Source organism: Chitinophagaceae bacterium, assembly GCA_016713085.1.
In the GTDB taxonomy this organism is placed as follows: domain Bacteria; phylum Bacteroidota; class Bacteroidia; order Chitinophagales; family Chitinophagaceae; genus Lacibacter.
This window is the reverse complement of record JADJPV010000001.1, coordinates 49,464-75,439: the sequence shown is the minus strand read 5'-3', so window position 1 is coordinate 75,439 and position 25,976 is coordinate 49,464. Positions and strand designations below refer to the sequence as shown.

Annotated in this window: 23 protein-coding genes and 2 pseudogenes; 20 read left to right on the top strand and 5 right to left on the bottom strand. The window is 40.5% G+C overall.

Translation table 11 applies throughout. The features are described 5' to 3' along the window. Positions 1 to 13: 13 nt before the first annotated feature. From pruA to IPK31_00355, 5 genes and pseudogenes are all read left to right on the top strand, one after another. A pseudogene (pruA, locus tag IPK31_00375) lies at positions 14 to 1,643 on the top strand (L-glutamate gamma-semialdehyde dehydrogenase). A gap of 275 nt (positions 1,644 to 1,918) precedes the next feature. Next, entirely contained in the window at positions 1,919 to 2,428 is a 510-nt protein-coding gene (gene pyrR / locus IPK31_00370) for a bifunctional pyr operon transcriptional regulator/uracil phosphoribosyltransferase PyrR (protein ID MBK8086556.1), read from the top strand. Positions 2,429 to 2,565: 137 nt separating this feature from the next. Beyond that, a complete protein-coding gene (locus tag IPK31_00365) occupies positions 2,566 to 3,498 on the top strand; it encodes an aspartate carbamoyltransferase catalytic subunit (protein ID MBK8086555.1) in 933 nt (310 codons plus the stop codon). Positions 3,499 to 3,504: 6 nt separating this feature from the next. Beyond that, positions 3,505 to 3,837, top strand: a complete 333-nt coding sequence (locus tag IPK31_00360; protein MBK8086554.1) for a DMT family protein — start codon at positions 3,505 to 3,507, stop codon at positions 3,835 to 3,837. Between the two features lie 113 nt (positions 3,838 to 3,950). Further along, positions 3,951 to 4,742, top strand: coding sequence for a DUF4382 domain-containing protein (locus tag IPK31_00355; GenBank protein ID MBK8086553.1), 792 nt, complete (start codon positions 3,951 to 3,953; stop codon positions 4,740 to 4,742). Positions 4,743 to 4,847: 105 nt separating this feature from the next. On the opposite strand, the gene IPK31_00350 is transcribed toward IPK31_00355, so the two are convergent. Beyond that, positions 4,848 to 5,261: a hypothetical protein gene (locus IPK31_00350; protein ID MBK8086552.1), complete on the bottom strand. Its 414-nt coding sequence runs from the start codon at positions 5,259 to 5,261 to the stop codon at positions 4,848 to 4,850. A 118-nt stretch (positions 5,262 to 5,379) separates the two neighbouring features. Continuing rightward, entirely contained in the window at positions 5,380 to 6,384 is a 1,005-nt protein-coding gene (locus IPK31_00345; GenBank protein MBK8086551.1) for an oxidoreductase, read from the bottom strand. A gap of 203 nt (positions 6,385 to 6,587) precedes the next feature. Here IPK31_00345 and hutH point away from each other — a divergent pair. The 6 genes and pseudogenes from hutH (at position 6,588) to IPK31_00315 (ending at position 14,576) form a co-directional block, all read left to right on the top strand. Continuing rightward, positions 6,588 to 8,062 (top strand): annotated as a pseudogene (hutH, locus tag IPK31_00340) (histidine ammonia-lyase). A gap of 184 nt (positions 8,063 to 8,246) precedes the next feature. Next, a complete protein-coding gene (gene hutU, locus IPK31_00335; protein ID MBK8086550.1) occupies positions 8,247 to 9,989 on the top strand; it encodes a urocanate hydratase in 1,743 nt (580 codons plus the stop codon). Positions 9,990 to 10,138: 149 nt separating this feature from the next. Further along, entirely contained in the window at positions 10,139 to 11,575 is a 1,437-nt protein-coding gene (locus IPK31_00330; GenBank protein MBK8086549.1) for a LamG domain-containing protein, read from the top strand. Then, positions 11,553 to 12,041 (top strand): T9SS type A sorting domain-containing protein, encoded by a 489-nt coding sequence (locus IPK31_00325; protein MBK8086548.1) that lies wholly within the window; start codon positions 11,553 to 11,555, stop codon positions 12,039 to 12,041. Before IPK31_00330 ends, IPK31_00325 begins: the two co-directional genes overlap by 23 nt. Positions 12,042 to 12,272: 231 nt before the next feature. Continuing rightward, positions 12,273 to 13,343 carry a T9SS type A sorting domain-containing protein gene (locus IPK31_00320; protein MBK8086547.1) on the top strand — a complete coding sequence of 357 codons (1,071 nt, stop codon included), beginning with the start codon at positions 12,273 to 12,275 and terminating at the stop codon, positions 13,341 to 13,343. A 252-nt stretch (positions 13,344 to 13,595) separates the two neighbouring features. Then, complete coding sequence (locus IPK31_00315) at positions 13,596 to 14,576, top strand: Gfo/Idh/MocA family oxidoreductase (protein ID MBK8086546.1); 981 nt, start codon at positions 13,596 to 13,598, stop codon at positions 14,574 to 14,576. 2 nt (positions 14,577 to 14,578) lie between these two features. On the opposite strand, the gene IPK31_00310 is transcribed toward IPK31_00315, so the two are convergent. Then, a complete protein-coding gene (locus IPK31_00310; protein MBK8086545.1) occupies positions 14,579 to 15,874 on the bottom strand; it encodes a rubredoxin in 1,296 nt (431 codons plus the stop codon). A gap of 430 nt (positions 15,875 to 16,304) precedes the next feature. Between IPK31_00310 and IPK31_00305 the strand changes: the two genes are divergently transcribed. The 4 genes from IPK31_00305 to IPK31_00290 all read left to right on the top strand — a co-directional run bounded on the left by IPK31_00305 (position 16,305) and on the right by IPK31_00290 (position 20,658). Beyond that, positions 16,305 to 17,567: a PDZ domain-containing protein gene (locus tag IPK31_00305; protein ID MBK8086544.1), complete on the top strand. Its 1,263-nt coding sequence runs from the start codon at positions 16,305 to 16,307 to the stop codon at positions 17,565 to 17,567. Positions 17,568 to 17,932: 365 nt separating this feature from the next. Continuing rightward, positions 17,933 to 18,613, top strand: coding sequence for a GNAT family N-acetyltransferase (locus IPK31_00300; protein ID MBK8086543.1), 681 nt, complete (start codon positions 17,933 to 17,935; stop codon positions 18,611 to 18,613). A gap of 203 nt (positions 18,614 to 18,816) precedes the next feature. Then, complete coding sequence (locus tag IPK31_00295; protein MBK8086542.1) at positions 18,817 to 20,190, top strand: carbohydrate binding domain-containing protein; 1,374 nt, start codon at positions 18,817 to 18,819, stop codon at positions 20,188 to 20,190. A 150-nt stretch (positions 20,191 to 20,340) separates the two neighbouring features. After that, entirely contained in the window at positions 20,341 to 20,658 is a 318-nt protein-coding gene (locus IPK31_00290) for a hypothetical protein (protein MBK8086541.1), read from the top strand. Between the two features lie 184 nt (positions 20,659 to 20,842). On the opposite strand, the gene IPK31_00285 is transcribed toward IPK31_00290, so the two are convergent. Beyond that, positions 20,843 to 21,655, bottom strand: coding sequence for a lytic transglycosylase domain-containing protein (locus IPK31_00285; GenBank protein MBK8086540.1), 813 nt, complete (start codon positions 21,653 to 21,655; stop codon positions 20,843 to 20,845). Between the two features lie 656 nt (positions 21,656 to 22,311). Here IPK31_00285 and IPK31_00280 point away from each other — a divergent pair. The 3 genes from IPK31_00280 to IPK31_00270 all read left to right on the top strand — a co-directional run bounded on the left by IPK31_00280 (position 22,312) and on the right by IPK31_00270 (position 24,112). Continuing rightward, positions 22,312 to 22,584, top strand: a complete 273-nt coding sequence (locus IPK31_00280; GenBank protein ID MBK8086539.1) for a hypothetical protein — start codon at positions 22,312 to 22,314, stop codon at positions 22,582 to 22,584. Between the two features lie 380 nt (positions 22,585 to 22,964). Further along, a complete protein-coding gene (locus tag IPK31_00275) occupies positions 22,965 to 23,513 on the top strand; it encodes a GNAT family N-acetyltransferase (protein MBK8086538.1) in 549 nt (182 codons plus the stop codon). Positions 23,514 to 23,638: 125 nt separating this feature from the next. Then, a complete protein-coding gene (locus IPK31_00270) occupies positions 23,639 to 24,112 on the top strand; it encodes a flavodoxin family protein (GenBank protein ID MBK8086537.1) in 474 nt (157 codons plus the stop codon). A 58-nt stretch (positions 24,113 to 24,170) separates the two neighbouring features. Here the strand turns inward: IPK31_00270 and IPK31_00265 are convergent, their stop codons facing one another. Further along, on the bottom strand, positions 24,171 to 24,533 hold the full coding sequence (locus tag IPK31_00265; GenBank protein ID MBK8086536.1) for a helix-turn-helix transcriptional regulator: 363 nt from the start codon (positions 24,531 to 24,533) through the stop codon (positions 24,171 to 24,173). Between the two features lie 122 nt (positions 24,534 to 24,655). Between IPK31_00265 and IPK31_00260 the strand changes: the two genes are divergently transcribed. Continuing rightward, positions 24,656 to 25,528: an SDR family oxidoreductase gene (locus IPK31_00260; protein MBK8086535.1), complete on the top strand. Its 873-nt coding sequence runs from the start codon at positions 24,656 to 24,658 to the stop codon at positions 25,526 to 25,528. 12 nt (positions 25,529 to 25,540) lie between these two features. Continuing rightward, on the top strand, positions 25,541 to 25,933 hold the full coding sequence (locus IPK31_00255; protein ID MBK8086534.1) for a DoxX family protein: 393 nt from the start codon (positions 25,541 to 25,543) through the stop codon (positions 25,931 to 25,933). Positions 25,934 to 25,976: the final 43 nt, after the last annotated feature.

Below are 25,976 nucleotides of genomic sequence, written 5' to 3'. Positions count from 1 at the left end.
AAAAACTTGCATTATGAACTTAGGTTACTTCAACTACCCGATGCCGGTAAATGAACCAGTCTTACATTATGCACCCGGTTCAGCAGAGAAAAAAAGATTAAAAGAAGTTTTAGCCGAATTAAAAAGTACGGAAGTGGATGTGCCCATGTACATCGGCAATAAAGAAGTACGTACGAATAATAAAGTAGCCATGCATCCCCCGCATGAACATAAACATGTGCTGGGTTATTTTCATGCAGGCGAAGAAAAGCATGTGCAGCTTGCTATTGATGCTGCATTAGCAGCCAAAGAAAGCTGGGCCAATATGAGTTGGGAAAGCAGGGCGAATATTTTCTTACGTGCTGCTGATCTGATGGCAACTAAGTATCGTCCATACATGAACGGAACAACAATGCTTGGTCAGAGCAAGAATGTGTACCAGGCAGAAATTGATTCAGCGTGTGAGATTATTGACTTCCTTCGCTTCAACGTTCATTTCTTAAGTGATATCTACCGCCAGCAACCCATCAGCAGTCCGGGTATGCATAACCGAATGGAGTATCGTCCACTGGAAGGATTTGTACTGGCAGTAACACCCTTCAACTTTACAGCTATTGCAGGTAACCTGCCAACAAGTGCTGCTATGTGTGGCAATGTTGTTGTATGGAAACCAGCCAATACAGAAGTATACAGTGCGCAGATGATCATGCGTATTTTAAAAGAAGCAGGATTGCCGGATGGTGTTATCAATTTAGTTTACGTAAGCGGACCAACTGTTGGAAAAGTTTGTTTCAATCACAAAGAATTTGCAGGCGTACATTTTACCGGTTCAACTGGAGTATTTAATAATATGTGGGAAACGATAGGAAAGAATATGGGCATGTACCGTTCTTATCCACGGATAGTTGGAGAAACCGGGGGTAAGGATTTTGTAATTGCACAAAAGAGCAGATCCTGATGTGGTGGCAACAGCATTATTACGTGGCGCATTTGAATACCAGGGTCAGAAATGTTCAGCAGCATCAAGAGCATATATTCCATCAAATATTGCAGAAGAGGTAAAGAAGAAATTAATTGCAGGTGTGAAGAGTTTTAAAATGGGAACAGTTGAAAACTTTTCCAACTTCATTAATGCTGTGATCGATGAAAAAAGTTTTGAAAGCATTAAACGTTATATCGATAACGCAAAGAAAGATGAGAAAGCTGAAATATGGGTTGGAGGTAAATGCGATAAGAAAGAAGGATATTTTATTCAGCCAACCATCATTGAAGCAAAGAGCCCGAAATATGTAACCATGTGTGAAGAGATTTTCGGGCCTGTACTGACAGTTTATATTTATCCTGCTAACAGTTTTGAAAAAACGCTGGAGTTGGTTGACAGCACTTCACCGTATGCATTAACAGGTGCAGTTATTTCACAGGACAGAAACTCCATTGAACTGGCAACAGCCAAACTCCGCAACTGTGCAGGTAATTTTTATATCAATGATAAACCAACAGGTGCAGTGGTTGGTCAGCAGCCGTTTGGTGGTGCAAGAGGAAGCGGCACCAATGATAAAGCAGGTAGTATTCTCAACCTTTACCGCTGGTTAAGTGCAAGAACAATCAAAGAAACATTCAACCCGCCAACAGATTACCGTTATCCGTTCCTGGGAGAGGAATAACCCCCTCCGCCCCCTGAAGGGGGGACTGCATGACACAGGGCCAGCTTATTTAGAATGGTTGAATAATCATAAGTGAAAAAAAATTTAAAGACTGTAATTTATTTTGCAGTCTTTTTCTTTGCTCAACTATTTGCAGTTGCAGAAGTGGCAGAAAAGAAGGTTGGATTATAACTGCTGAACCGCTCCCTCTCTTTTGGAGAGGGAGAAGGCGGGTGAGGTAAAACCTTTTGAACTATTTTAAGACGAAGTGTTTATTTTTATACAAATTTCAGGCTTTGAAGACCATCTTATCAAACGAACAGTTACAATTAACCATACAGCGGCTCAGTCATCAACTGATCGAAAATCATTTTCCATTTACTGATACCGTTTTTATTGGTTTGCAGCCAAGAGGCTATTTACTGGCCGACAGAATAGTTGCCGCCATTCAGGCAATTTATCCCGAAAAGAAACTCGAATACGGAAAGCTGGATATCACTTTCTACAGAGATGATGTACACAAAGAATTGCATGTAGCCAATCAAACCACCATTCGATTCAACATTGAAAATAAGAATGTGATCCTGGTTGATGATGTGCTGTACACCGGCCGTACCATCCGTGCCGGTATGGATGCCCTGCTCGACTTTGGCCGTGCGGCAAAGGTTGAGCTCTGTGTGCTGATCGACAGGCGCTTTAACCGTCAGCTCCCCATTCAACCCGATTATACAGGAAAAACAATCGATTCCATCCTTTCGCAAAAAGTAATTGTCGATTGGGAAAAACCGGAAGTTGTGTTGTATTGAACAGGCAAAGAGGCAAAAGGCAAGGAGTATGGACTATCCAGTCATCCTGCTTTAAAAATATCAGAATAAAAAAAGTTAATGCCTGAACTGATGATCCGGTTTTTCATCTCCTCATTTTCCCTTAGCTTTGCTTTTTAATGCAACTATCTACTCGTCATCTGCTCGGCATTAAAGATTTAACGGCTCAGGATATTCAGTTAATCCTTGATACAGCTACTCAATTCAAAGAAGTTTTACAGCGTCCCATTAAGAAAGTGCCTTCACTTCGTGATGTAACCATTGTGAACCTGTTTTACGAAAACTCCACCCGTACCAGGATTTCGTTTGAACTGGCCGAAAAACGTTTAAGCGCCGATACCATCAATTTTACAGCTTCCGGATCTTCAGCAGCCAAAGGAGAAACCTTGCTGGATACAGTAAATAATATCCTCAGCATGAAAGTTGACCTGGTGGTAATGCGGCACAGTGCCAGTGGCGCTCCGCACTTTTTAGCCAAACATATTCCTGCGGCTATTGTGAATGCAGGCGATGGGATCAATGAACATCCTACACAGGCTTTGCTCGATGCATTTTCTATCCGTGAAAAATTAGGAACACTGGAAGGAAAGAAGATTGCCATCCTTGGTGATATCATGCACAGCCGTGTTGCACTCAGTAATATTTATTTATTGAAAAAGATGGGAGCTGAGGTAACAGTTGCCGGTCCGCCCACACTTATTCCAAAATATTTGCAGGAAGCATTTGACGTAAACGTATCGTACAATATTGAAGAAACATTAAGATGGTGCGATGTGGCGAATGTGCTGCGTATTCAGCTGGAGCGTCAGAATCAGCCATTGTTCTCTTCATTGCGTGAATACAATCTTGCATACGGCATCAGTAGAAAATTGTTAGATTCTCTTCATAAAGAAATCATCATTATGCACCCCGGCCCCATTAACCGTGGTGTGGAACTGGACAGTGATGTAGCCGACAGTAAACAATCCATCATTCTGCAGCAGGTAGAAAATGGAGTGGCTGTCCGTATGGCAGCATTGTATCTGCTTGCTGGTAAACGTTCAGAAAACTAATCCTTCATGGTTCGTGCAATTCTTCTTCTGGTAGCATCCAATGTATTTATGACCATTGCATGGTACGGACATTTGCGTTATCAGAATGTTCCTTTGTGGAAAGTAGTACTCATCAGCTGGATGATTGCTTTTGTTGAATATTGTTTCATGGTTCCTGCCAACAGGGTAGGCTATCAAAGCGGAGTAAATGCATTTCAGTTAAAGATGATTCAGGAAGTAATTACCCTGGTTGTGTTTGGAGTGTTTGCAGTTGCCTATCTCAAAGAACCTTTTCACTGGAAGTATATTCTGAGTTTTATTTTGCTGCTTGGAGCAGTGTATTTTATGTTTAAGAAATAGTTTCATCCCCGTTCAGTCATTCATCTTACCACTTCAGCAGTATTCGTTTTTGTACTGCATGCTGTACTTATACTTTTGAACTGTTATTCAATTCCTGAAAAAAATTAAAATGCATGAAAACAGTTGTGAAAGTTTTGCTGGCAGTTACCGTTCTGATTACTTTTTTACTTCTCTCCTGTAAAAAGGAAAGTTCACAGAATGTCAATAAGCAAAAAGTGAGTATTTATTTAACTGATAACCCGGTCAACTTCCATGCAGTGAACATTAATATTCTGAAAGTGGAAGTAAAAGTAGAAGTAGACAGTGCGGGAGTTCAACATGAATTCTGGGATTCACTGATCATCCGTCCGGGCATTTATAACATCCTCAACTTCCGTAATGGTGTTGATACTTTGTTTGCACAAGGCTACATTACAAAAGGAGAAATTAAAAAAATACGCATTACACTTGGTACAGGAAATTCAGTAATGGTTGACAGTGTTACCTATCCGCTTACCTTAAAGAAACCACAGGTAATAATTGATGTGGATGATATTTCAGTTATCAATCCCAATGATATTAAGCTCAATCTTGATTTTGATGCATGCGGTTCAATTATAAAAATTAATAACAACCAGTTTGAACTGCAGCCTAAGATCAGAACATTTTCAGATGACCATGACGGACGCATTGAAGGTGTAGTTACACCACGTGAAGCAGGAGCAATTGTTTCAGTAACCTTTGGCAATCAAACTTTACTCGCTATACCTGAACGTGATGGTAAATTTAAAATCCGTGGAATAAAAGCCGGGACAGTTGATCTGATGGTGAACGCAACCGCAAATGGATACAGAGATACGATTATTAAAAATATTATTGTTGGCAATAAGGAAGTGAAACTGCCAACAATCGTTTTGAGAAAGTAAAGTGGACCAATGAAATATCCGGAAAAACCAACCGGGCTCTGTGTAAAAGCAGATCCCGGTTTTTCACTTTTCAACGGTTGGAAGCATACGTTAACGACAAAACTTTTATACCTCTATTTCTTCGTCAAATCCTTCGTCATAATCTTCTACAAGAAAAGCATCTGAATCATTTTTGCTGAAATCATTTACATCTTTTAAAGAAAATACATCCATACCTGTTGTTTGAGACCATTCACCTTTTTCTTTGCGGAACACCTGTGCAGGTAATCCAAAGCGTATCTGGAATTCATTCTCCAGGTCTGATACAAGTTCTGTTGGCTGTATATTAATCACAGCGTCTGTATGTGTTGGGTTGATTTCTTTTAATTTTTTTGATCCGCAGAGCATTGCTTTTTCTTCGGATGATTCAAAAATCTGGTGTGGCTTCGAAAAGAATTCAAGTTTCAGAAATGGATAATAAGCTGAAAAGACATCTTTGATCTGCTGGAGAGTAATGTCGTCGTGTATTTTGATGTGCATATAGCTTCTTTGAAACGCTAAAGTTAGACAGGGCTGTCGGGATAAATGGATGCCTGTCATCAGAAACAGCTATGATCGCTGTCAGAGATTTTTTATTCTTGTGAGTGAATTAGATAATTCAGTGTAATTGAGGAATGAGCAAGCCAATTTTCCCCCGCCCACCGGCGAGAAAAACGGCTTTTCCTTTTTTTGCTTTGCGTACCACATGAAAGCCCTGGGAGGAAATGTTTTTCCAGTTCATGCCGCCATCAACACTAAAATCAACACCTGTAATACCACATGTAACCAGTTTTGTTTTAGAAAGATATTCAACACAGCTTCTGTAACCCAACGGTGGAGTAGTGGGAGCAACAAAGGTTTTGCCGCCATCCTTTGATAACACACAGTTTTTTTCTGTGGATGCGGCATTCGCAAAATCGCCGCCAACAATTACAAATGTTTTTTTATCCCAAACAGCAATGGAATTAGCGCCGGTACTTTCTTTTCCCTGAATAATAGGCAGGTCAATTTTTTGATCACGGATAAATAATCTTGATCTTGTTCCGCCGGTAATAAAACACGCTTCATCCTTCGCCAGCTTCCTGATATTGGTACCACTGCTGGCAAACATAGCTTCACCGGTTTCAGCGGTTGGATAATAAGCATCCGGCAATCCACGCCAATGCTCACCACCATCAAACGTGCGGGCCACAAATATTTTTCCATTGATGGGATCGCCGATAACAATACCACTTTCCGCATTCCAGAATTCCATCGCATCTAAAAACATTCCTTTTGCAGTATCTGTAAATACCACTTTCCAATGTTCGCCAGCATCAGTTGTTTTTAAAATCTGTGCTGGTTCGGCAATGGCAATAACGATGGCTGTGTTTTCATCAAAGGCTTCAATATCACGGAAGTCTCTTTTTTCGAATCCTTTTACCGTCATCCATTTCCAGTTCTTTCCTGCGTTGGTGCTTAGTCCAACAGTTCCGTTACTCCCACTCACCCAAACTGTATTGTCATTCACTACGCTCAATCCACGGAAAGAAGCTTTCTGACTGCTGTCGAGCACCTGGATAGTTTGTGCAGAAAGCGAAATGCATGCAACAGAAAGAAAAAAGAAGAAGATGGCTTGTTTCATAGCTCCAAAAATACAGAATCGGCCCCTATCTCCATCTCTTTCCCCAAAGGAGAAAGAGCGGTATTTCATTACTTTCACAAACTTCTGTTCTTCCTATTCAGCATCTTATTTCTAAGCAGCGATATTTAAACTGTCTCTGTCCCCCTTTGGGAAGACGGTGTTTGGGGGCCATTTTCCCTATTTTCGCCCTGATTGATTGCATTATGAACGACTATAACTATCTCCCCTTAGATGATCATACCCTCGGGTTTGACCAGGTGCAGAATTATCTGCAATACAGGCAGCATGTGTCCATTACTTTCCGTGCACATGAAAAAATAGAAACCTGCCGCAACTATCTCGATAAAAAAATTGCAGAAAGTGATACACCTTTCTATGGTATCAATACCGGGTTTGGTTTTTTACAAAATGTAATTATTGCCGATGATCAGTTGGAACAATTGCAGAACAATTTACTCATGAGTCATGCCTGTGGTATGGGCGATGAAGTACCACAGGAAATTGTAAAGCTGATGCTGATGCTGAAAATAAAATCACTCAGCTATGGATACAGTGCTGTGCAGATTGATACAGTGAAACGGTTGATGGATATGCACAACAACAATGTATTGCCTGTTATTTACCAGCAGGGTTCACTGGGTGCAAGTGGTGATCTGGCTCCGCTCAGCCATATGAGTTTGCCATTGATTGGGATGGGAGAAGTGAATTATAATGGAGCAAAACAGAATGCAGTAAAAGTATTAAATGAAAAAGGCTGGGATGCTATTCATTTAAAAAGTAAAGAAGGATTGGCTTTGATCAATGGTACACAATTCATGAGTGCTTATGGATTGTATTGTTTGGTGCAGGCTGAACGGTTAATACAATGGGCCGATCTCATTGCTGCCATTTCATTTGATGCGTTTGATTGTATTGATCAGCCATTGCATGAAAAAATTCATGCCATCCGTCCGCATAGCGGACAGATACATACTGCTCAGCAATTGAGAAATATCTTAACTGGCAGTGAAATAGGAAAGCAGAAAAAGCAACAGGTACAGGATCCTTACAGTTTCCGTTGCATACCACAGGTACATGGTGCGAGCAAAGATGCCATTGAACATGTAAAATTAATTCTGTAACAGATAATCCCAATGTATTTCCTGAAGATGATTTAATAGTGAGTGGTGGAAATTTTCATGGTCAGCCATTGGCAATAGCACTGGATTATTTTGCAATAGCCATGAGTGAACTGGCGAATATCAGTGAACGCAGAACCTATCAGCTTATCAGTGGACAAAGAGGATTGCCGATGTTCCTTGTAAAAGAAGCAGGGCTCAACAGCGGTTTCATGATTCCGCAATACACCGCTGCAGGAATTGTGAGTGAAAACAAACAACTCTGCACACCTGCAAGTGTTGACAGTATATCTTCGAGTAACAACCAGGAAGATCATGTAAGTATGGGCGCCAATGCAGCAACAAAAGCATTTCGTGTAATGAAGAACCTGGAAAAAGTATTGGCAATTGAATTATTAAGTGCCGCACAGGCAATGGAATTCAGAAGACCGTTAAAAAGTTCTGCGAAGATTGAAAACATAATGGCTGCTTTCCGAAAAGAAGTAAGCTTTGTAGATAAAGACAGAGTACTTCATGATGATATGATGAAAGCGGTGTCGTTTATAAATCAGCAGGTATAGCCACTAAGATACAAAGGAACACGAAGAAGAAAGCCGGTAGTGGATAGTCGATAGTTGTTAGTGAAAGAGCAGGCTTCATCAAATAATTTAATTTCTGCATTCGTGTAATTCGTGGACTTCTTTGGGAACTTTCAGTCTTAGTGCCTTTGTGGCAAATTCTTACAATCCTTAAATCTTATAAATCATGGTTCAGACAAAATATGATCCCGTTAAATATAAAACTCCCACAGGAAACAAACTCAGCTGCAAAGGATGGATCCAGGAAGCCGCATTGCGTATGCTGCTCAATAATTTAAATCCCGACGTAGCAGAACGTCCCGATGATTTGATTGTGTATGGTGGCCGTGGAAAAGCAGCAAGAAATTTTGAAGCATTGGATAATATCATTGCTGCATTAAAGATTTTAGAGAATGATGAATCATTATTAATTCAGAGTGGTAAACCAGTCGGCATTTTAAAAACACATAAAGATGCGCCAAGAGTTCTCATCAGTAATTCGCAACTCGTACCCAACTGGGCCAATTGGAAACATTTTGATGAGCTGGAGAAAAAAGGATTGATGATGTACGGACAGATGACGGCCGGATCATGGATCTACATCGGTTCACAGGGAATTGTGCAGGGAACTTATGAAACCTATGGTGCAATTGCAGACAAACATTTCAATGGAACATTAAAAGGAACCTTGAATGTTACCGCAGGTCTTGGAGGAATGGGTGGGGCACAACCTTTAGCTATCACCATGAACGAAGGTGTTGCATTAATTGCAGAAGTGGAAGAATGGCGGATTGATAAACGCATCGAAACAAAATACCTAGATGAAAAACATACAAGTATTGATGAAGCCATTAACGCTGCAGTGCATTACCGGAGAGAAGGAATGGCAAGAAGTATCGGCGTGGTATGCAATGCTATTCACCTGCTCGATCATTTGATTTCAAGAGACATTATTCCCGATACATTAACCGATCAAACAAGTGCACATGATCCGCTTATTGGATATATACCACATACATTAACTAATGAGCAGGCAAATAAATTACGACAGGAAAACCCTGAAGAATATATCCGGCATAGCTATGAAAGTATGTATCTCCATGTGCAGCTGATGCTTCAACTGATGGACAAAGGTGCCATCACTTTCGACTATGGAAATAACATCAGGGCAAGAGCGCAGGAGTTCGAAAGCCGGCAGCTGGCAGCCGGTAGTAGCGAGTCTTCTACTAACGACTCAAGGCTATCGGCTCAGGGCTTTAAGCTTGGCCGTTGCTTCGCCTTCCCCGGTTTTGTTCCGGCCTATATCCGTCCATTATTTTGCGAAGGAAAAGGTCCCTTTCGCTGGGCAGCTTTAAGCGGAGACCCAAATGATATTGCAGTAACTGACGAGCTCATCATGAATATGTTTCCCGAAAACAAAGGCATGATCCGCTGGATGAAAATGGCACAGGAAAAAATTGCTTTCCAGGGATTACCTGCACGCATCTGCTGGTTGGGGCAGGGCGAACGGGAAAAAGCAGGGCAGGCTTTTAACGAGCTTGTTCGTACTGGAAAAGTAAAAGCACCCATTGTTATCGGGCGTGATCATTTAGATACGGGTTCCGTTGCAAGTCCCAACAGGGAAACAGAATCTATGCTCGATGGAAGTGATGCAGTTGCCGACTGGCCCATATTAAATGCATTGGTGAATACAGCGGGCGGAGCCAGTTGGGTATCATTACATCATGGAGGTGGAGTGGGAATGGGTTACAGTATTCATGCAGGAATGGTGATTGTGGCAGATGGAACCGATGATGCAGAACAAAGATTAAACAGGGTGCTTAGGAATGACCCCGGAATGGGCGTAATACGTCATGCAGATGCAGGCTATGAAATGGCTAAACAAACAGCCAAACAACATCATCTGGATATAAACGAAAAACTAAAATGAAATAAGGGATATTCCCAGCTAATGTGCGTAAAATCTTGATATCCTGATTTCGTAAAATGTAATCGAAAATATGCTTACAACTAATACATAAATTCATTTATATTTGAATCCAATCTGAACTTATTATTACTTACTTAAATTATGAGACCATGAAAAAAAGTTTACTCTCCCTGCTTTTGTTATTCGTACTGCAGGCAAAATCACAAAATTATTCATTGGGCTTACTGGGAACATCCTCTCAGGCTGTTAACATCGGAACAGCTGCAGCCGTTACAGGTACAGGAGCATTTGCAGTAGAAGCCTGGGTGAAAACAACCGGCACGGCAGATGCATATATTATTCAGCAAAGAGAAGGTGGTGGCGCTGGTTTCGAAGGAGAGTACATGCTGTCGCTTACAACAAGCGGACAGGTGAACTGGTTAATTTACCAGGGTGGAAACGGTTTTAACGTAACATCAGTTACATCAATCAACGATGGTAACTGGCATCATGTGGCAGCAACCCGTGAAGCTGATGCATCAGGACGTATTTATATAGATGGTGTTCTGGATCAATCAGGCGCAGGTACTGTTGCAACAATGAATCCGTTATATGTTGCCATTGGTTATGATTTTCGTGATGGGAATAAATATTTTACCGGTGATTTAGAAGAAGTACGTATCTGGAATACAGCACGTACAGCCTTTCAGATAAAAGAATTTGCTTTTAAAGCACCTGCTAATAATGCACCGGGTTTAGTAGCATATTATAAATGCAATGAAAATGGCGGAACCACACTGGTTAACAGCGGTACAAATATTCCGGCTCTTGACGGTACAATTGTAAATGGTTCAGCATGGGCAGCCAGCCAGGTTGTATTTGGTTTTAATGCAATCAATTTTGATGGTGTGAGTGATGTTGTCACAACAACACTTGATATGAGTGGGTTAACAAGCTTTACAATTGAAGGCTGGGTGTTTCCAACAGCTGCTGCTGCAGGCACCAGTTTTTTCGGACAAAATGATGCGTTTGAATTTGGTTTCTCAACTGCTACTTCAATCGGAGCATGGCTGGGTAATGCTTCCGGAAGCAATAATATTGACTGGACATTCGATGGCTCAACTTTTCCATTGAACACATGGCACCACGTTGCTTTAACTGCAGATGGTGCTAACATGCGCATATATACTGATGGAGTATTAAGGGCTACAGTTGCCAATACAGCTTCTCCTTATGGAGCATCTGGTTTCTTTTTCACTATTGGCGGGGGAGTATGGACTCCGGGTGCCGGCTTTTTCCCCGGCAGTATGGATGAAGTAAGAGTATGGAATGTTGCACGTACTCAACCGCAAATTCAGGGAGCGATGTTAACAGAACTGAATGCTTCTTCTCAATCAGGCCTCATTGGGTATTATACCTTTAACCAGGGTGTAGCCGGAGGTACAAATACCCTGCTTCCGTTAGTGTTTGATTTGAGTGGTAATTACAGGGGAACGCCAACCACTTTTGCATTAACAGGTGCAACATCAAACTATGTAGCACAAAATCCAGGCTTTGCTTCATTACCTGTAAACTGGCTCAGCTTTGCGGCTAAGAAACAGGGGTGAAAGAGTAGTGCTGAACTGGGCTACATCACTGGAAGAAGAAGCTAAAGACTTTGTGATTGAACACAGTACTGATGCCATTAACTGGCGTTCAGTTGGAACTGAACTGGCAAAAAATACTGCAGCTGCAAACTACTATCAGTTTACACATAGTTTACCTGACAAAACCCTGAATTTCTACCGTTTGAAACAGCGTGATGAAAACGGACGTTTTGCTTACAGTAAAACAGTAAGTGTTCGTTTTGCAGGTGTATCAAAACCACTGATCTATTCTAACCCGATTTCTAACGGAATCCTTTCTATCAGAATGGAACAGGCAGGACAGGTTCAGTTGTTTACGCAGCAGGGTCAATTGGTATTGAACAAACAATTAGGTGCAGGCATTCAGCAGATGAATATTTCTCATCTTGCAAAAGGCGTGTACATGGTTAAGTTCAATGATTTAACTGCAAGTATCATTATACAATAAATTCAATTGGTTCTTTAGTAAAACTGATTCATGAAAATAGAAACTGCAGGCTGTTAATCAGCCTGCAGTTTTTTTTGTTGAAAAATTATAATTTATTGATCTGAAAAGCTAAACACTCTATCAGTAAGGGCGTCGCAATACAGCTACGCCATATATAAATAAACGGAATATTTTTTTCGATATTTTTTTCAGTATTTTTACGGCATATCAATAACCCTAAAAAAAAATATTATGAGTAAAAGGCTACTATTTAAATGTATTTCTCAAACAAAATCCCTCACTCTGTTTTTGATTTGTACCACCTGGATCACTTCACTGGCAAATGCACAGACTCCCATTTTTTCACCCGGTATGACAATCACCTGTTTAAATGGATGTAACAGCGGGGGCGACATTGTTGATAATGTAATTGACGGAAGTTATGCAACAAAATTTCTTGACTTTAACCAGGTAAATACTGGTTTTACTGTCAATACAAATGTGGCAGCGGTTGTTACCAACCGCATTGATTTAACAACTGGAAACGATGCTGCCAACCGTGACCCGAGAGATTATACATTGGAAGGTTCAAATGATGGGAGTTCATGGACAACTATTACTTCAGGTTCACTGCCATGTGTTGCGGCAAGGGGTTACACGCACAGTTATACCTTCAGTAATGCCACCGCTTATTCCTGGTACAGGGTATCTTTTTCAACTGTGTGCGACGCCCTGAATTCAAACTCCATGCAGATTGCGGAAGTACAATTGTATTCAGGAGTGTTATTGCCCATCAAATTAATATCCTTCAGTTCACAACTGAAAAACGAAAATGCAGAATTGAAGTGGAGTATAGCAGAAGCAGAAGAAGATGCAGAGTATAATCTGCAGCGCAGTACAGATGGAAGAAGTTTTTACTCCATCAATATACAGCGTGGTAATATGCATAGTACAAGTTTCAATTACACTGATCAGTCGGTAAAAAATGGCACCACTTACTACCGGTTAAAAATGACCGATAAGGAAGGGAAAATTACTTACAGCAATATCGCTCTTGTGAAACAGGGTGGTAAAGGAGTAAGCGTTGTGGTTTACCCGAACCCTGTACAAAAAGCAGGTTCAGTACAAATCAGTACACATAATGCAACACTTGAAAGCTGGAAACTGATCAATGCATTTGGAACAACCCTGGTGCAGAAAAATAATATCCGTGTCAATGGAAGTGTAACGGTGCAGCTCCCTGCATCCTTAACTCCCGGTGTTTATTATTTTCAGTTTATCACTGATAAAGGCACACACAGCGAACGGATCATCGTTCAATAATAGTTGCTTTCTTACAATTTATCAACTGCAGGCTGTTCATCAGCCTGCAGTTTTTTTATGCGTTACTGTCACCCTGAGTTGAGTTTATACTGAGCCTGTCGAAGTAAAGGGTTGCTGAATAAATGCCCAACAAAGAATAGTAAGCCCGGCTTTCTTACTTCTTACCTCTTACTTCTTTCTCCGGCAACAGCACAAAAAATATAACCACCAATCCCCATAAGTTTTACATTTGATCCAGGTAAAAAATCACTCATGCAAAAAATAAACTGGGGCATCATTGGTTGCGGTGATGTAACCGAAATCAAAAGCGGACCCGCCTTTAATAAAGTAAAGAACTCTGCACTCGTTGCAGTCATGCGCCGTGATGCAGCCAAAGCAGAAGACTATGCAAAACGTCATGGAGTGCCAAGATGGTACAGCGATGCAAGTCAGCTCATCAACGATCCCGAAGTAAATGCCATTTATATTGCAACACCACCATCCTCACATGAACACTATGCACTTGAAGCAATCAAAGCAGGCAAACCAGTGTATGTAGAAAAACCAATGGCAACCGGTTATGCAGCTGCCGAAAGAATGGCAGAGTTTGCAGAGCAAACCAACAGCAAACTGGTGGTGGCACATTACAGACGGCAGCAGCCCATCTTTCAAACGATCAAACAGCTGCTCAATGATAAGGTGATTGGAGAACCATTACTTGCAAAGCTTGAAATAACCAAACCTCCACTAACAATAACTGAACTCAACGATCCCAAAATTGCATTGCGTGTAAACCCTGCCATTGCCGGCGGCGGACTCTTTCATGATCTTGCACCGCACCAGCTCGACCTGATGTATTATTTCTTCGGACCTGTACAGAAAGTAAATGGTATTGCAACAAATCAAGGCGGTCATTATATGGCTGATGACCTGGTGGCAGGAACTATTTTATTTGAAAACGGAGTTGCCTTCAGCGGTACCTGGTGTTTTAATGCAGCAGCAGATACAGCCAAAGATCATTGTGAAATTATTGGAACACATGGTAAAATCAGCTTCTCCATCTTTGAAGGATTTACAGTTACCGTACTCGCTAACGGTGTAACAACAGTGCATACATTCGATGCATTGCAACATGTGCAGCAACCCATGATTGAAGCAACCGTGAATTATTTTTTAGATACAGCTGATAACCCCTGCAGCGCCGATGAAGGAGCAGAAGTAATGCGTTTGATGGAAGCCTTTGTTGCGGAATAAAACTATTCAATTACCAATTCCATCCCAGCAGATTCTTCCGGAACACCCGCTTCTTTTCTTTCCTGGTATTCATAGAAAGAAAGGATCGCCCTTCTCAGCTGCTCGGCCAGTACAAACTTGGGGTTGCCCGAACTGTATACAAAATCAGTACGCTCATTGGGGTTATAATCCTTTGCACATAAAATATCATAAGTATAAAACAGTCCCAGTTTACCAATACGGATCATTGGTTTGCGGCGTACCAGGATACTGCTGAACACTTCACTCTTTCTTCTTGTTTTAATACCAATGCACACACCAAAAGATCTGGTATCATCATCATTCAGGTATTTCACCAAATACTGTTTCAGCTGTAAAGCTTCTTCACTGTTATCATCAACCTGGAAGTTCAGTTCATTCTGTGCATGACGCAGGTTGATCTGGAATTTATCTAACAGGTTGTTCCAGTCGTTCCTGTTTTCTTCTTTAATGCCTTTAATGATAATTGTTTTCCACGGTGTGGTACACATGGCACCACTTTCTGTTCTTAAAGCAAGCTGACAGGCTTCTTTCAAAAATTCAATACTGAACAATTCATCACGCCTGTAAATACCAAGCCAGTAATGACTGTTATAACGGTTCAATCCTTCATAGTAAGGAAGTTTAAACGGCGGTAACGACAATGATCCGGGAGTTGGTTTCACAGTAAGCCCCTCTGTTTTTACTAATGCATATAATTCATCACCATTTGCTTCATTGTTATCATAAAATTTCCCTGCTTCATGTAAAATGATTTCTTCAATGCGTGAAGACATGGCAGCCAGGTCTTTTGTATGCACCACATCTTTCCATTCGTAAATGATATTTGTTTTGGGGAAACGGATATACAGGTGCCAGAAGTTTTGTTCATTAGGTGAACATACCCAGTTGATATTTCCTGTAAGCAGCGGTGTAAAGCTCTGGTTGGCTTCGCTGATATTGATTTTTAAATGCGGCGTATAGTTAAACGATGCAAATACTTCTTTGTACAGCTGTTCAGTGAGCCAGCTGTCGGTAATAAAAACATCAACTGCCGGAAACGAACTCACAATATTCGGCTGCTGTTCACGGTTAATTTCAAAAGCAATACCCAGCTGTTCCAGTTCAGCCGATACCATATCCACTTCTTCAATATCCACATCAAGCAGTAATTGCTGGCGTAAACCAAAACGTACATACAGCAGTTTTGCTTTTCTTGCAATGAGCAGGATGCTGTACAGTTCAGCAGGTTCAATAATGCCCCCTTTGAAGTTTACTTTAATGGTATTACTATTTTTCATGCTGTTTGGTTTGTTTCAAAGTTCTGCTTTTAATCAATTAACAGTTGTTTGTAAAAAATATGATCCTCATCATTTTAAAATTTACTAATGCTCAGAGTAATACTGGCTCCTGCCTTATCAGCAATGTTTCTCCTGAGTGAATGGCAGAGGCAGGGGAGAACAAGTTAAATATAGTTTCAGTTCATGCTGACGTTTCCGCTAACGTGGAAAGAAGAAAAAAAGTAGTTGGCTGTGCTGTCAAGAACAGCAAGAACTATAGGTTTCGCCGGCAAAAGCATCATTCAAAGTAACCCCTCCATTGGTCATCGGCCGTATAGCGGTAATTTTTATTTTTAGCTTACAGGTAAATTCCTTTTTTTTGGTGATCAATCATTACACATGTCCAGATTTTATTTTTTTCTTTTTACTGTTTTGTTTTGTATCCTTTCATATGTACGCACAAAGCCCAAAGAGTTTTGGTTTTACATTTATTTGTAACGGAAAGGATTCTGTACGGGTAGATAAAGTGATCACCGAAAGCCCTGCAGAAAAAGGAGGATTAAAAACCGGCGATCTGCTGCAGCAGGTAAATGGAGTTTCGCTGCTGAATAAAACAACTGCAGAAGTATCAAAACTGTTGGCTGCTGCTCCCGATCAATCTTCCCTTACATTCTTACGTATGGGAAAACCGAAACAGGCGAACGTGCTGAAAGTGCCAGCCTATACATTTAACCGAACCTGCCTGTGGGGTGATTGTGTAAATGGGAAAGGGGTGGCCATTGGCAAACTGAGTAATAATATTCTTGATGGCGTATTTCAAAACGGAGAATTGATTGACGGGAGCTGGTATGTGAATGGAACAGATATTAATAAGAAAGGGGTACTTGTAAAAAGAGGACAGATGACTTCAGCAGGAGAGAGATTTACTGGAGTTTTTATTGATCCTAAAGTAAAAGAGGGTGTGCGCTGGTATGAGGTAAAAGGCCATGATGTAACAAAGTATCAGTTTGCAGGTGGTACTAGTTTTAACGGTGTTGTAAAATGCTATGCAGATCCTGATTCAAAAAAGATGTTATGGAGGGGTACTTTCAATGATGGACAGCCGGTTGATTATTTTTACAGGTATGATTATGAGAATGACCTGGAGTGGTCGTTTCTTTATAACAGGGGAATGAAGATATCGCATAGTTTGCAGCAGTTAAGTACGGGGAAAAAGCTGGGCAATGAGCTTAACTACGATGAACGAAATCACAGCTGGTCGGGTTTATTTACTGTTGGCAGTACAAAGCTGGTTTATCTTTCTAACATGACCAGTTATAAACAGATTGAAGAGCAATACAGGAAGGCTGTACAAAACACAACACCAAACAGCAATACAGGTGTGGGTAATACAAGTTCGTCTCAATCGACGGCTGGTTCATTTCAAACAGAAGAAGCACGTGCAGCAAGGATTCGTTTGTATGAACGGATTAAAACGATTGATGGTGCAATGGCACCTTATTTAAGAGACTGTCAGAAAGATGCCAACTATGGTATTAATGTGATGAGGATGAGTAAAGCATGTAAAAAGGTGGCGAATTACTGTAACGAATTAATCAGTTTGTGTAATGAGTATCTGAAGAAATATGAAAGCAGTACACCTTCAGAACATGTGAAAGATATTAAGGAAAGAGTGAGCGAAGCAGGCAGGGTAAGATCGGAGGTGGACCGTTAGAAAATGCATTCATCTGTTGCAGATGGCCCTGCACTTTCGTATATATTGCCGTAAACAGCCCGTGCCGGACAGGCCATGCAAGGGATGTTTGTACCGCTAAAATAATCATCAGACAACACAACAGGTGCAGACAGATTAGTACAATTATGCCGTGGGCAATTGAAAGAAGCTTGTTTTGAAGATACATTAAGTATGACTGCAGAGGTTGTTGCCAAAACGGTAAAGGGCTGCCTTCAGCAAAAGCAGATATGCGCAGTTGACATTCTTGGCGATCAATAGTCATGGGCGGGTGTTTCCGTGGCGACAAGGGGAGTGCCAACCTTCTAAAGGTTGGCAACTCCCGGTATAACTGATACTTTTGCGCAGTGAAAAAATTACTGCATAATCCTGTTTATCATGCATTGCTCAGCGGTGATCAGCATCTCAGCCTTGGTAATGAGCAGGTGAAATATTTTGATGAACAGGTTTCTCCCTTTGCCGGCTTTGATCATGATTATACGAAAGGCTTTTCCGATCTGTATGATCTGCTTCCTCCTGGCCGTAAAATATTATATGCCATTCCTTCTTTTATCACAGAACCTCCAGGCTGGCAATTGCAACATGAAATAAAAGGATTGCAGTTTGTATATGAAGGCAGTAAGGAAATCAAAGTTGAATTCTCTAACGTAATACCATTAACGCAAACACATGTGGAGGAGATGATAGAATTAGTGAAACTAACCAAGCCTGGTCCTTTTGGATCAAGAACAATTGAGTTTGGTTCGTACTTCGGCATTTTTGAACAGGGGAAATTAATTGCCATGACGGGGCAACGCCTGCATGTTGGAAACTGTACAGAGATCAGTGCTGTATGCACACACCCCGGTCATTTGGGCAAAGGTTATGCATCTGTTTTATTACAGCATCAGTTACAACTCATCCTGCAAAAAGGTCAGCAACCTTTTTTGCATGTAAGGGACGATAACGAAAGGGCCATTGCACTTTATCTACGGCTTGGGTTCAGTATATCCCGCCCAATGAATTTCTACTTTATGAAGAGGCAATAGCATTTGCAAACCCTTATTGGTCTGCGGCCGGCAAAGGCAGAATTGTTACAGGCTGCCTCAGCACTTTTTGAAAGCAAGCGTTGGAAATGGCTTACTACAGGTAAGGAAGGCTATTTATTTTTGGCGTAGTACTACCAAGTGTATTAACTTTGTTCCGAAAATTTTCCAGCGGAGAATCCCAATCCTAATAGTAATTACCCCTTATGAAACAAATAGGTTACAGAAGCTTGTATGTGAGAAACGGCGGCCGTTTCTTAGTTTCTGTTTTAGCTTCACAAGTTTTTTTCCGTAGGCAACCACAGTTATCCCGTATTTATTTTTTACTGATTTTCTTTTTTTCAGTTTGTCAGGCGGGCATCAGCCAGGTAGTGTTTACAGAAACCTTTGGTACTTCTGTTACCCGCTTAACATCTGCCTATATGCCTTCGGGTTCTTACAACTTTGCAAACCCTGCCGGAAGCAGTAATGAAAAAATGATTGAAAACGGCTTTTACGCAGTCATTGATCCTGCTCATATTAAAGATGGCTGGCCTGTACCATCGTGGTGGTTCTGGACAGGCGCTGAACCAGCAGGAAATACATGGGGTGGTGGTGGAAATCCTGCAACTGATGATCATACAACTGCTGATGTGAACGGATGTGTATTAGCAGTGAATGCAGGATCGACACAACAGGGTATTTATCAACGGACAGTTGCTGTAACACAGGGTGTTTCTTACCGGTTCTCTCTCTGGTTTTACCTGGTGAACTCTTCTTCAACATTTGATATGCAGGTACGTGATGTAAGCACGCATGATGTATTGGCTGCTTACAGTGCCGGGTATATAGGCACAGAAGATGCCTGGACTCAATATGTGTTTGATTTTGCCGTTCCGCTAAACTGTACTTCACATGCTTCTACAGGTAATATTGAACTGTTTATTAAAAACTCCTACAGCTCTGATTTTGGCAATGATTATTATGTAGATGATATTCAACTGGAGCAGATTAGTGCCGGTGCAGAAGCATCAATTGTATGTCCTGCACATATTTTACCGGTAAATGTAACTTCTTTTCAATGCCAAAGAACGAATAATGGACAGGTAAGCATTAGCTGGAGTACAGAACAGGAGGCAAACATTGACCATTATGAAATTGAACGCAGTATTGATGGCAGAATCTTTAATTCAATCAAAACAACAGCAGCAGCAGATAACAAAATCAATGCCTCTTATAAGTTCACCGACTATGTATATGCTGCCGGAAACGATCAGTTTTATTACCGTCTTAAAATTGCAGAGCAAAGCGGGGAAATATCTTACAGCAAAATTGTTTTGGTAACGATGAGAAACCATTCTCCGTCTATATCAGTTTATCCGCAGCCTGCAGTGAATGGAACTTTAACAGTAAACTGGACTGGTGATGGTCTGTTTGATATTATTCTTTTTCAGTCGAACGGGGTGAAAATAAAGAGCTATTACAATTATTCAGGAAATACAATACAGATCAATCAATTAAATGACGGGTTGTATTTTCTTCAGATTTATTCAAAGAAGTCGGGTGCTGTTTTGAATAAGAAAATAGCAGTTGGGAAATAACCGTACCTGTTAACTGACTGCATCGTTACTGAATCTTTTCCGGTTAGGGACCTGCAAAGGCAGAAAATGAATTAACTTCATCGTTCTAAAAAAATACAGATGAAAGCAGTCTTCCTTCTTTGCGGTTTTGTTTTGTTTCTTGGTTCAGCAATAGCACAAAAAACTACAGTGGTTCCATTAAAAAAAGATTCAACCAAAAAAGTACAGGTGGTGGAAACTGCCTGTGGTGAATGCCAGTTTAAACTGAAGGGAAACGGCTGTCATTTAGCCGTGCGTATTAATGGTACAGCTTATTTTGTAGATGGTACAGATATTGACTCGCATGGTGATGCTCATGCCGATGATGGTTTTTGCAATGCAGTGCGCAAGGCAGAAGTACAGGGAGTAGTCGTTAACAACCGCTTTAATGTTAACTGGTTTCAGCTCATTGAACCCAAGCCTGCAACTCCCGTTAAAAAGAAAGAATAATTTCTTCACAACTTTATTTTACAGCTGATTTTACAGGAAAACTGGTTTGATGGCGGGGTGCCAATATCAGCAGGTATCTGTATGTGCAAAAAAAAAGGCCATCCCTGGAAAGAGTCGGCCGTTGCTAACCTATGAAAAACACCTACTGCTAATGTAGGCAAACTTTTCATAAATCAAAAATGATTTAGATCATTATTTTCATTTCTTCAGGGCTGTCTTCCTGCTTATTTTCTGTTTCAGGGTTTACTGATTCATTTAGTGAAGCAAGATATTTACTGCGTTCTGTTTTAGTCAATGTAACAAGGCTTCCCTTTTCTTCATAATAAAAGTGAGTGGCAATAAAGCGTTTTACATGGGCCCTTGTTTCGCCCGGTAAATAACGCTGCATTTTCCAAAACTCACGGCTTCCTGATTTTTTGATTGCTTTCTGCACATTACCTGCGCCGCAGTTATAGGCTGCCACTACCAGTAACCAGTCGTCGAATTGTTTATACAGTTCATTTAAATATTTTGCAGCGGCTATTGTACTTTGATGAGTATATCTTCTTTCATCCGTTTTACCGCTGACTTTTAATCCCAGTGTTCTTGCAGTAGCAGGCATCAGTTGCCATACGCCTGCAGCACCGGCACCGGAAGATGCATTGTTTTTTAATTTAGATTCTACCACAGCGAGATATAATAACTCGGCAGGTATTCCACGTTTCACCAGTATTGATTGAATGGTTTTGAAACGGGCACTGTTGTGTTGTTTGATTCCTGCCAGCATTTCTCCATGTTCATCTAAATAGTCAACAACAAATTGCTGAACAGAAGACTGAAGCCGGACATTTGCTGCAGTTATTTTTTTATTTGCAGCGGCTTTAATAACCAGTGAATCATTCATCAAAAGCGGTAACAGTATTTCGCTTTGATGTGTGGGTTTTTTCGCATGGGTATTGCTGAATACAAGCAGTTGCATGCTCAGCAATCCAATGCCTTTCCATAGAGTTGTTTTCATTGTACGTTTTTTCGTAAAGAAATACTCACAGGAGATGGATTTCTAAAAAAAAAGTTTTTCAGTAAAGTATTGGAGATAGGATGTGCAGTTACTGTTGTGTTATGAATGTTTGCTTTTAGGGTACGTCAGTAATTGCATTCACATGTGCATGTGATCTGAGTACAAAACTATACTGCCTTTTTTCAGCATCCTAATAAACAGGGTTAGTAAAACTACCCTGACAGGTTAATGCACTGAATACCATCGTAATAACTTTTCCACAGAAATTATGTCAGGGATATTTACGATTAAGCTGAAGTGCTGTGTTTCATTGTGTTAGATACCTGACTGTTTTTTACAGGTAATATTTTTTAACTGCAAATAAGTAAGAACGGCCACTAATTACACAGATTTACACGAATCAATTTCAAGAAAGAAATGGCCACGAACCTGCCTGCCGGCAGCTAGGTTGTACAGCTATACATGAAATGTTTTGCAGCTAACAGCTATGGAACTGTATTTAAAAAATGAGCGGTGAGTTTATTTTTTCTTTAAGAAACTTATAGCTGCATCTTACTATTTGCTGTTAACTGTACGGCCGGTATAAGCATTTCCTGATGAGGGTCATTGGTTTTGTCTGGGTTATATACGAAGCTTTGTATCATTAAATTATGATTATGGCACATCATCAAAAAACAGGAAGCTTTGCAAAAAGAAATCAGCATCAAAAACCAAAGCCAGGGTTAACTTCCCAGGTACTTCTTTATTTCGGTTTGATTCTTTTGTTGTTTTCAATCCTGTACCTGCTTCTTAACCGGACAAATGCCGATTCCATGATCAGTACATTACTTCCATTCCTGGTTACAGGTGCTGTGCTGGTTGTAATAAGTCAGGTAATTAAATCAAACAAAGCGGCGGGTAATATTTTAAACAGCAGGAAAAAGAAGTAGAGCTGTTTCTAAGGAGCGGATTCGTGACTTGCATTTGTTTACTTTATTCTTATAACAATGGCTGTCTTACTTAACCTTCTGTTTCCTTTATTTTTTATACTGTCCATAGCAACTATTGCATCCTCATTTGTTATGATGATCGTTTCTTTTATAAACGGGGAAAAGAAACTGAGGATACTTGCTTTGAAAATGGCAGTTCTACCGGTTGTCTATATTCTGTTTGCTTCTCTTTACTTGTATTTCTGGAAATAATATGATGAGCCATGAGGTCATGATGGCCAGCGTATGTATTTTTTAATCACAGATTTATAATTCTTTTTCTTCAGTAGTTTTACATTCATTTAGTTATTTCAATTATCACTGTTTTGGAAAATACAACTATCAATTTTCAACCTGCTCTGAAAAATGAACTGGTTATTGCAGAACCTTTACAGCAAACCGACTTTGAACTATTGTACAAAGCTGCCAGTGATCCACTCATCTGGGAGCAGCATCCTAATAAGAACAGGTGGCAGTTGCAGGCATTTGAAAATTATTTTGATGGTGCGATCAAATCAGGCGGAGCATTCATGGTGAAGGATGCCAAAACAAATGAAGTGATCGGCAGCTCCCGTTACAGTGATTATGTTCCTGGAACAAATACCGTTTCAATCGGTTATACTTTTTTTATCCGCAGTTGTTGGGGGAAGGGGTATAATTATGCATTAAAACAATTAATGCTGAATCATATCTTTCAATACGTAGACAGGGTAGAGTTTTATATTGGGGCTGTGAATAAACGTTCGCAAATTTCTATTGAAAGGTTTGGTGCTGTTAAGACAGGAGAAGTGGAAATGGCTTATTTTGGTGAACCTGCCAAACTGGATTATGTATACACCATTACAAAAGAAGAATGGGAACAGTTTAAGCATCAGCACAATAATCAATAAAACATATTGGCAGTTCCCGGCTGCTTTACCAAACTGCAAAACAACAATCATTTTCTTCTTTGACAGTTATCAGTGATCATTTGAAACAACAGGATTAATATTGACTTACAAGTAAACTAATTTGTATGAAAATCCTTGTTGTGTATGATTCGCTGTATGGCAATACAGAGAAGATTGCCCTTTCCATTGCAGAAGTTTATGCTGAACAGCAGGTGCGTTGTATGCCTGTAAAAGGTTTTTCAGCGTCAGACCTTACCGCTGTGAATTTACTGGTTGCCGGGTCACCTACACATGGAGGACGGCCTTCGCAGGGTATGAAAGATTTTCTCAACTCTCTTCCTGCAGGTTCTCTGAAGAATACACAGGCAGCAGCTTTTGATACAGGCATTCCTGTTGAGGTGAAGAAGGGATTTGTAAGATTTGTTATCCGGTTTTTTGGATACGCATCAAAACATATTGCAAATGCTTTAAAGAAAAATGGAGCTGCTGTTCTTGCAGCAGAAACTTTTTTTGTTCTTGATAAAGAAGGCCCGCTTAAAGAGGGTGAAATTGAACGGTCAAAGAAATGGGCAGGGGAGCTGTTAAAAAGGAAACCGTGATAATTGCCGGGTTTAATTTCATTATGCTGCACTTCGTTACATTGGTTGTAAAAGCTATTTACCGTTTGCCCATTACACTTTTCCTGTGAATAAGGCCCCATTGAACCATTACATCGAGTACTGATTTTAAAGAGTCGCCTGATTTTGTGAGTTCATATTCCACCGAAACAGGAATGGTATCATACACAGTACGGATTACAATGCCATTTATCTCCAGTTCTTTTAATTCTTTGGAGAGCATGCGTGGTGTAATCCTGGGTATTTCACGTTCCAGTTCTCTGAATCGTTTCTTTCCATAGATAAGTGATCCAATAATGGGCAGTTTCCATTTACCGGTAATGACATTCAATGTGTCATTAACTGCCAGTACAAAAGATGATGAACATTGTTTTACCTGTTCCAGTTCTGATACTCTTGCCATAACTTACTGAGGGTTGCTATACAAAAGGATAGTGCTATACTTTAGTATAGTGGTTACTAATGTATAGCGAAGGTAGGTAATTTTGTGTTTGAATATTTATTTTTCAACTACAATTTACAAACATGATTTTTATTACAGGAGCAACCGGGCATTTCGGAAAGGCTGTTATTGATTTTCTTCTGGCAAAGGGAACGCCGGCAAACACTATTGGAGCACTGGTAAGGGACCGCACAAAAGCAACTGATCTTATCAGTAAAGGAATTAACACAAAGGTGGGAGATTATAATGATTATTCTTCTCTTATTGAAGCATTTACAGGCGTTGATAAATTATTACTTGTTTCAGGCAGTGATATTGTGAACCGCCTGGAGCAACATGCGAATGTTGTGAATGCGGCAAAAGAAGCAGGAGTGAAACATCTTATTTACACAAGTTTTGTGCGGAAGAATGATACTGCAACTTCACCTATTGCTATGCTGGCTAAATCGCATATTGAAACGGAGAAGTTCATTAAGGCAAGCGGTATTCCCTTCACTATTCTGAAGAATTCATTGTATGCAGAAGTATTACCAATGTTTCTTGGCGAGAAGGTTTTGGAGACGGGTGTATATCTTCCCGCAGGAAATGGAAAGGCTGCGTTTACAACAAGGCTTGATATGGCCGAAGCAGGAGCAGCAGTATTAACCGGTAATGGTCATGAAAACAAAGAATACATTCTTGCCGGTAACAGTAACTATTCATTAAATGATGTGGCTGTTTTTTTAACTGAATTAACAGGGAAAGAAGTTGCTTACACAATCCCGGCTGCAGATGTGTACACCAATACAATGGTAAATGCAGGCGTGCCTCTTGAGTATGCAGGAATGTTTGCCGGTTTTGGTGCAGCCATTGAACAGGGAGAGTTTGAAACTTCCACATCAGAACTGGAGACTTTGCTCAACAGGAAGCCAACCACTCTGAAAGAATATTTACAATCTGTTTACACAAAAAATTAAACTTTAATCAACATGAAAAAAGATCAACTTATTTACTGGATTACAACCGGTATACTAGCCATCATGATGCTGTTCAGTGCGTACAGCTATTTTACCAATGCCGATATCAAAGGAGCGTTTACACATCTCGGCTTTCCTGATTATTTCAGACTGGAACTTGGCGCAGCAAAAGCTGCAGGTGCAGTTCTGCTGATTATTCCGGCTGTTTCAGTTAAAGTAAAAGAATTTGTTTATGCCGGTTTTGCCATCACTTTTGTTTCGGCATTTATTGCGCATATTTCAAGTGGTGATCCGTTTTCGGTTGCATTTCCTCCATTGGTATTTGCAGCGATACTTGCTGGTTCTTATAGTGATTTGCTTACACTCAACAAGGGGAAAGCAGTAAATATTGCAACAGTGAAATAAAATCGATTTGGAATGGCCCGCTTATTTATCAACTTTATTCACA

Excerpts from the sequence above, each read along its gene's own strand:
- IPK31_00295 (MBK8086542.1), top strand. The coding sequence starts at position 18,817 with ATGAAACAAATAGGTTACAGAAGCTTGTATGTGAGAAACGGCGGCCGT.
- IPK31_00315 (MBK8086546.1), top strand. The coding sequence starts at position 13,596 with ATGCAAAAAATAAACTGGGGCATCATTGGTTGCGGTGATGTAACCGAA.
- IPK31_00285 (MBK8086540.1), bottom strand. The coding sequence starts at position 21,655 with ATGAAAACAACTCTATGGAAAGGCATTGGATTGCTGAGCATGCAACTG.
- IPK31_00265 (MBK8086536.1), bottom strand. The coding sequence starts at position 24,533 with ATGGCAAGAGTATCAGAACTGGAACAGGTAAAACAATGTTCATCATCT.
- IPK31_00260 (MBK8086535.1), top strand. The coding sequence starts at position 24,656 with ATGATTTTTATTACAGGAGCAACCGGGCATTTCGGAAAGGCTGTTATT.
- IPK31_00355 (MBK8086553.1), top strand. The coding sequence starts at position 3,951 with ATGAAAACAGTTGTGAAAGTTTTGCTGGCAGTTACCGTTCTGATTACT.
- IPK31_00310 (MBK8086545.1), bottom strand. The coding sequence starts at position 15,874 with ATGAAAAATAGTAATACCATTAAAGTAAACTTCAAAGGGGGCATTATT.
- IPK31_00255 (MBK8086534.1), top strand. The coding sequence starts at position 25,541 with ATGAAAAAAGATCAACTTATTTACTGGATTACAACCGGTATACTAGCC.
- IPK31_00320 (MBK8086547.1), top strand. The coding sequence starts at position 12,273 with ATGAGTAAAAGGCTACTATTTAAATGTATTTCTCAAACAAAATCCCTC.
- IPK31_00280 (MBK8086539.1), top strand. The coding sequence starts at position 22,312 with ATGGCACATCATCAAAAAACAGGAAGCTTTGCAAAAAGAAATCAGCAT.
- hutU (MBK8086550.1), top strand. The coding sequence starts at position 8,247 with ATGGTTCAGACAAAATATGATCCCGTTAAATATAAAACTCCCACAGGA.
- IPK31_00350 (MBK8086552.1), bottom strand. The coding sequence starts at position 5,261 with ATGCACATCAAAATACACGACGACATTACTCTCCAGCAGATCAAAGAT.
- IPK31_00270 (MBK8086537.1), top strand. The coding sequence starts at position 23,639 with ATGAAAATCCTTGTTGTGTATGATTCGCTGTATGGCAATACAGAGAAG.
- IPK31_00330 (MBK8086549.1), top strand. The coding sequence starts at position 10,139 with ATGAAAAAAAGTTTACTCTCCCTGCTTTTGTTATTCGTACTGCAGGCA.
- IPK31_00365 (MBK8086555.1), top strand. The coding sequence starts at position 2,566 with ATGCAACTATCTACTCGTCATCTGCTCGGCATTAAAGATTTAACGGCT.
- IPK31_00360 (MBK8086554.1), top strand. The coding sequence starts at position 3,505 with ATGGTTCGTGCAATTCTTCTTCTGGTAGCATCCAATGTATTTATGACC.
- IPK31_00345 (MBK8086551.1), bottom strand. The coding sequence starts at position 6,384 with ATGAAACAAGCCATCTTCTTCTTTTTTCTTTCTGTTGCATGCATTTCG.
- IPK31_00305 (MBK8086544.1), top strand. The coding sequence starts at position 16,305 with ATGTACGCACAAAGCCCAAAGAGTTTTGGTTTTACATTTATTTGTAAC.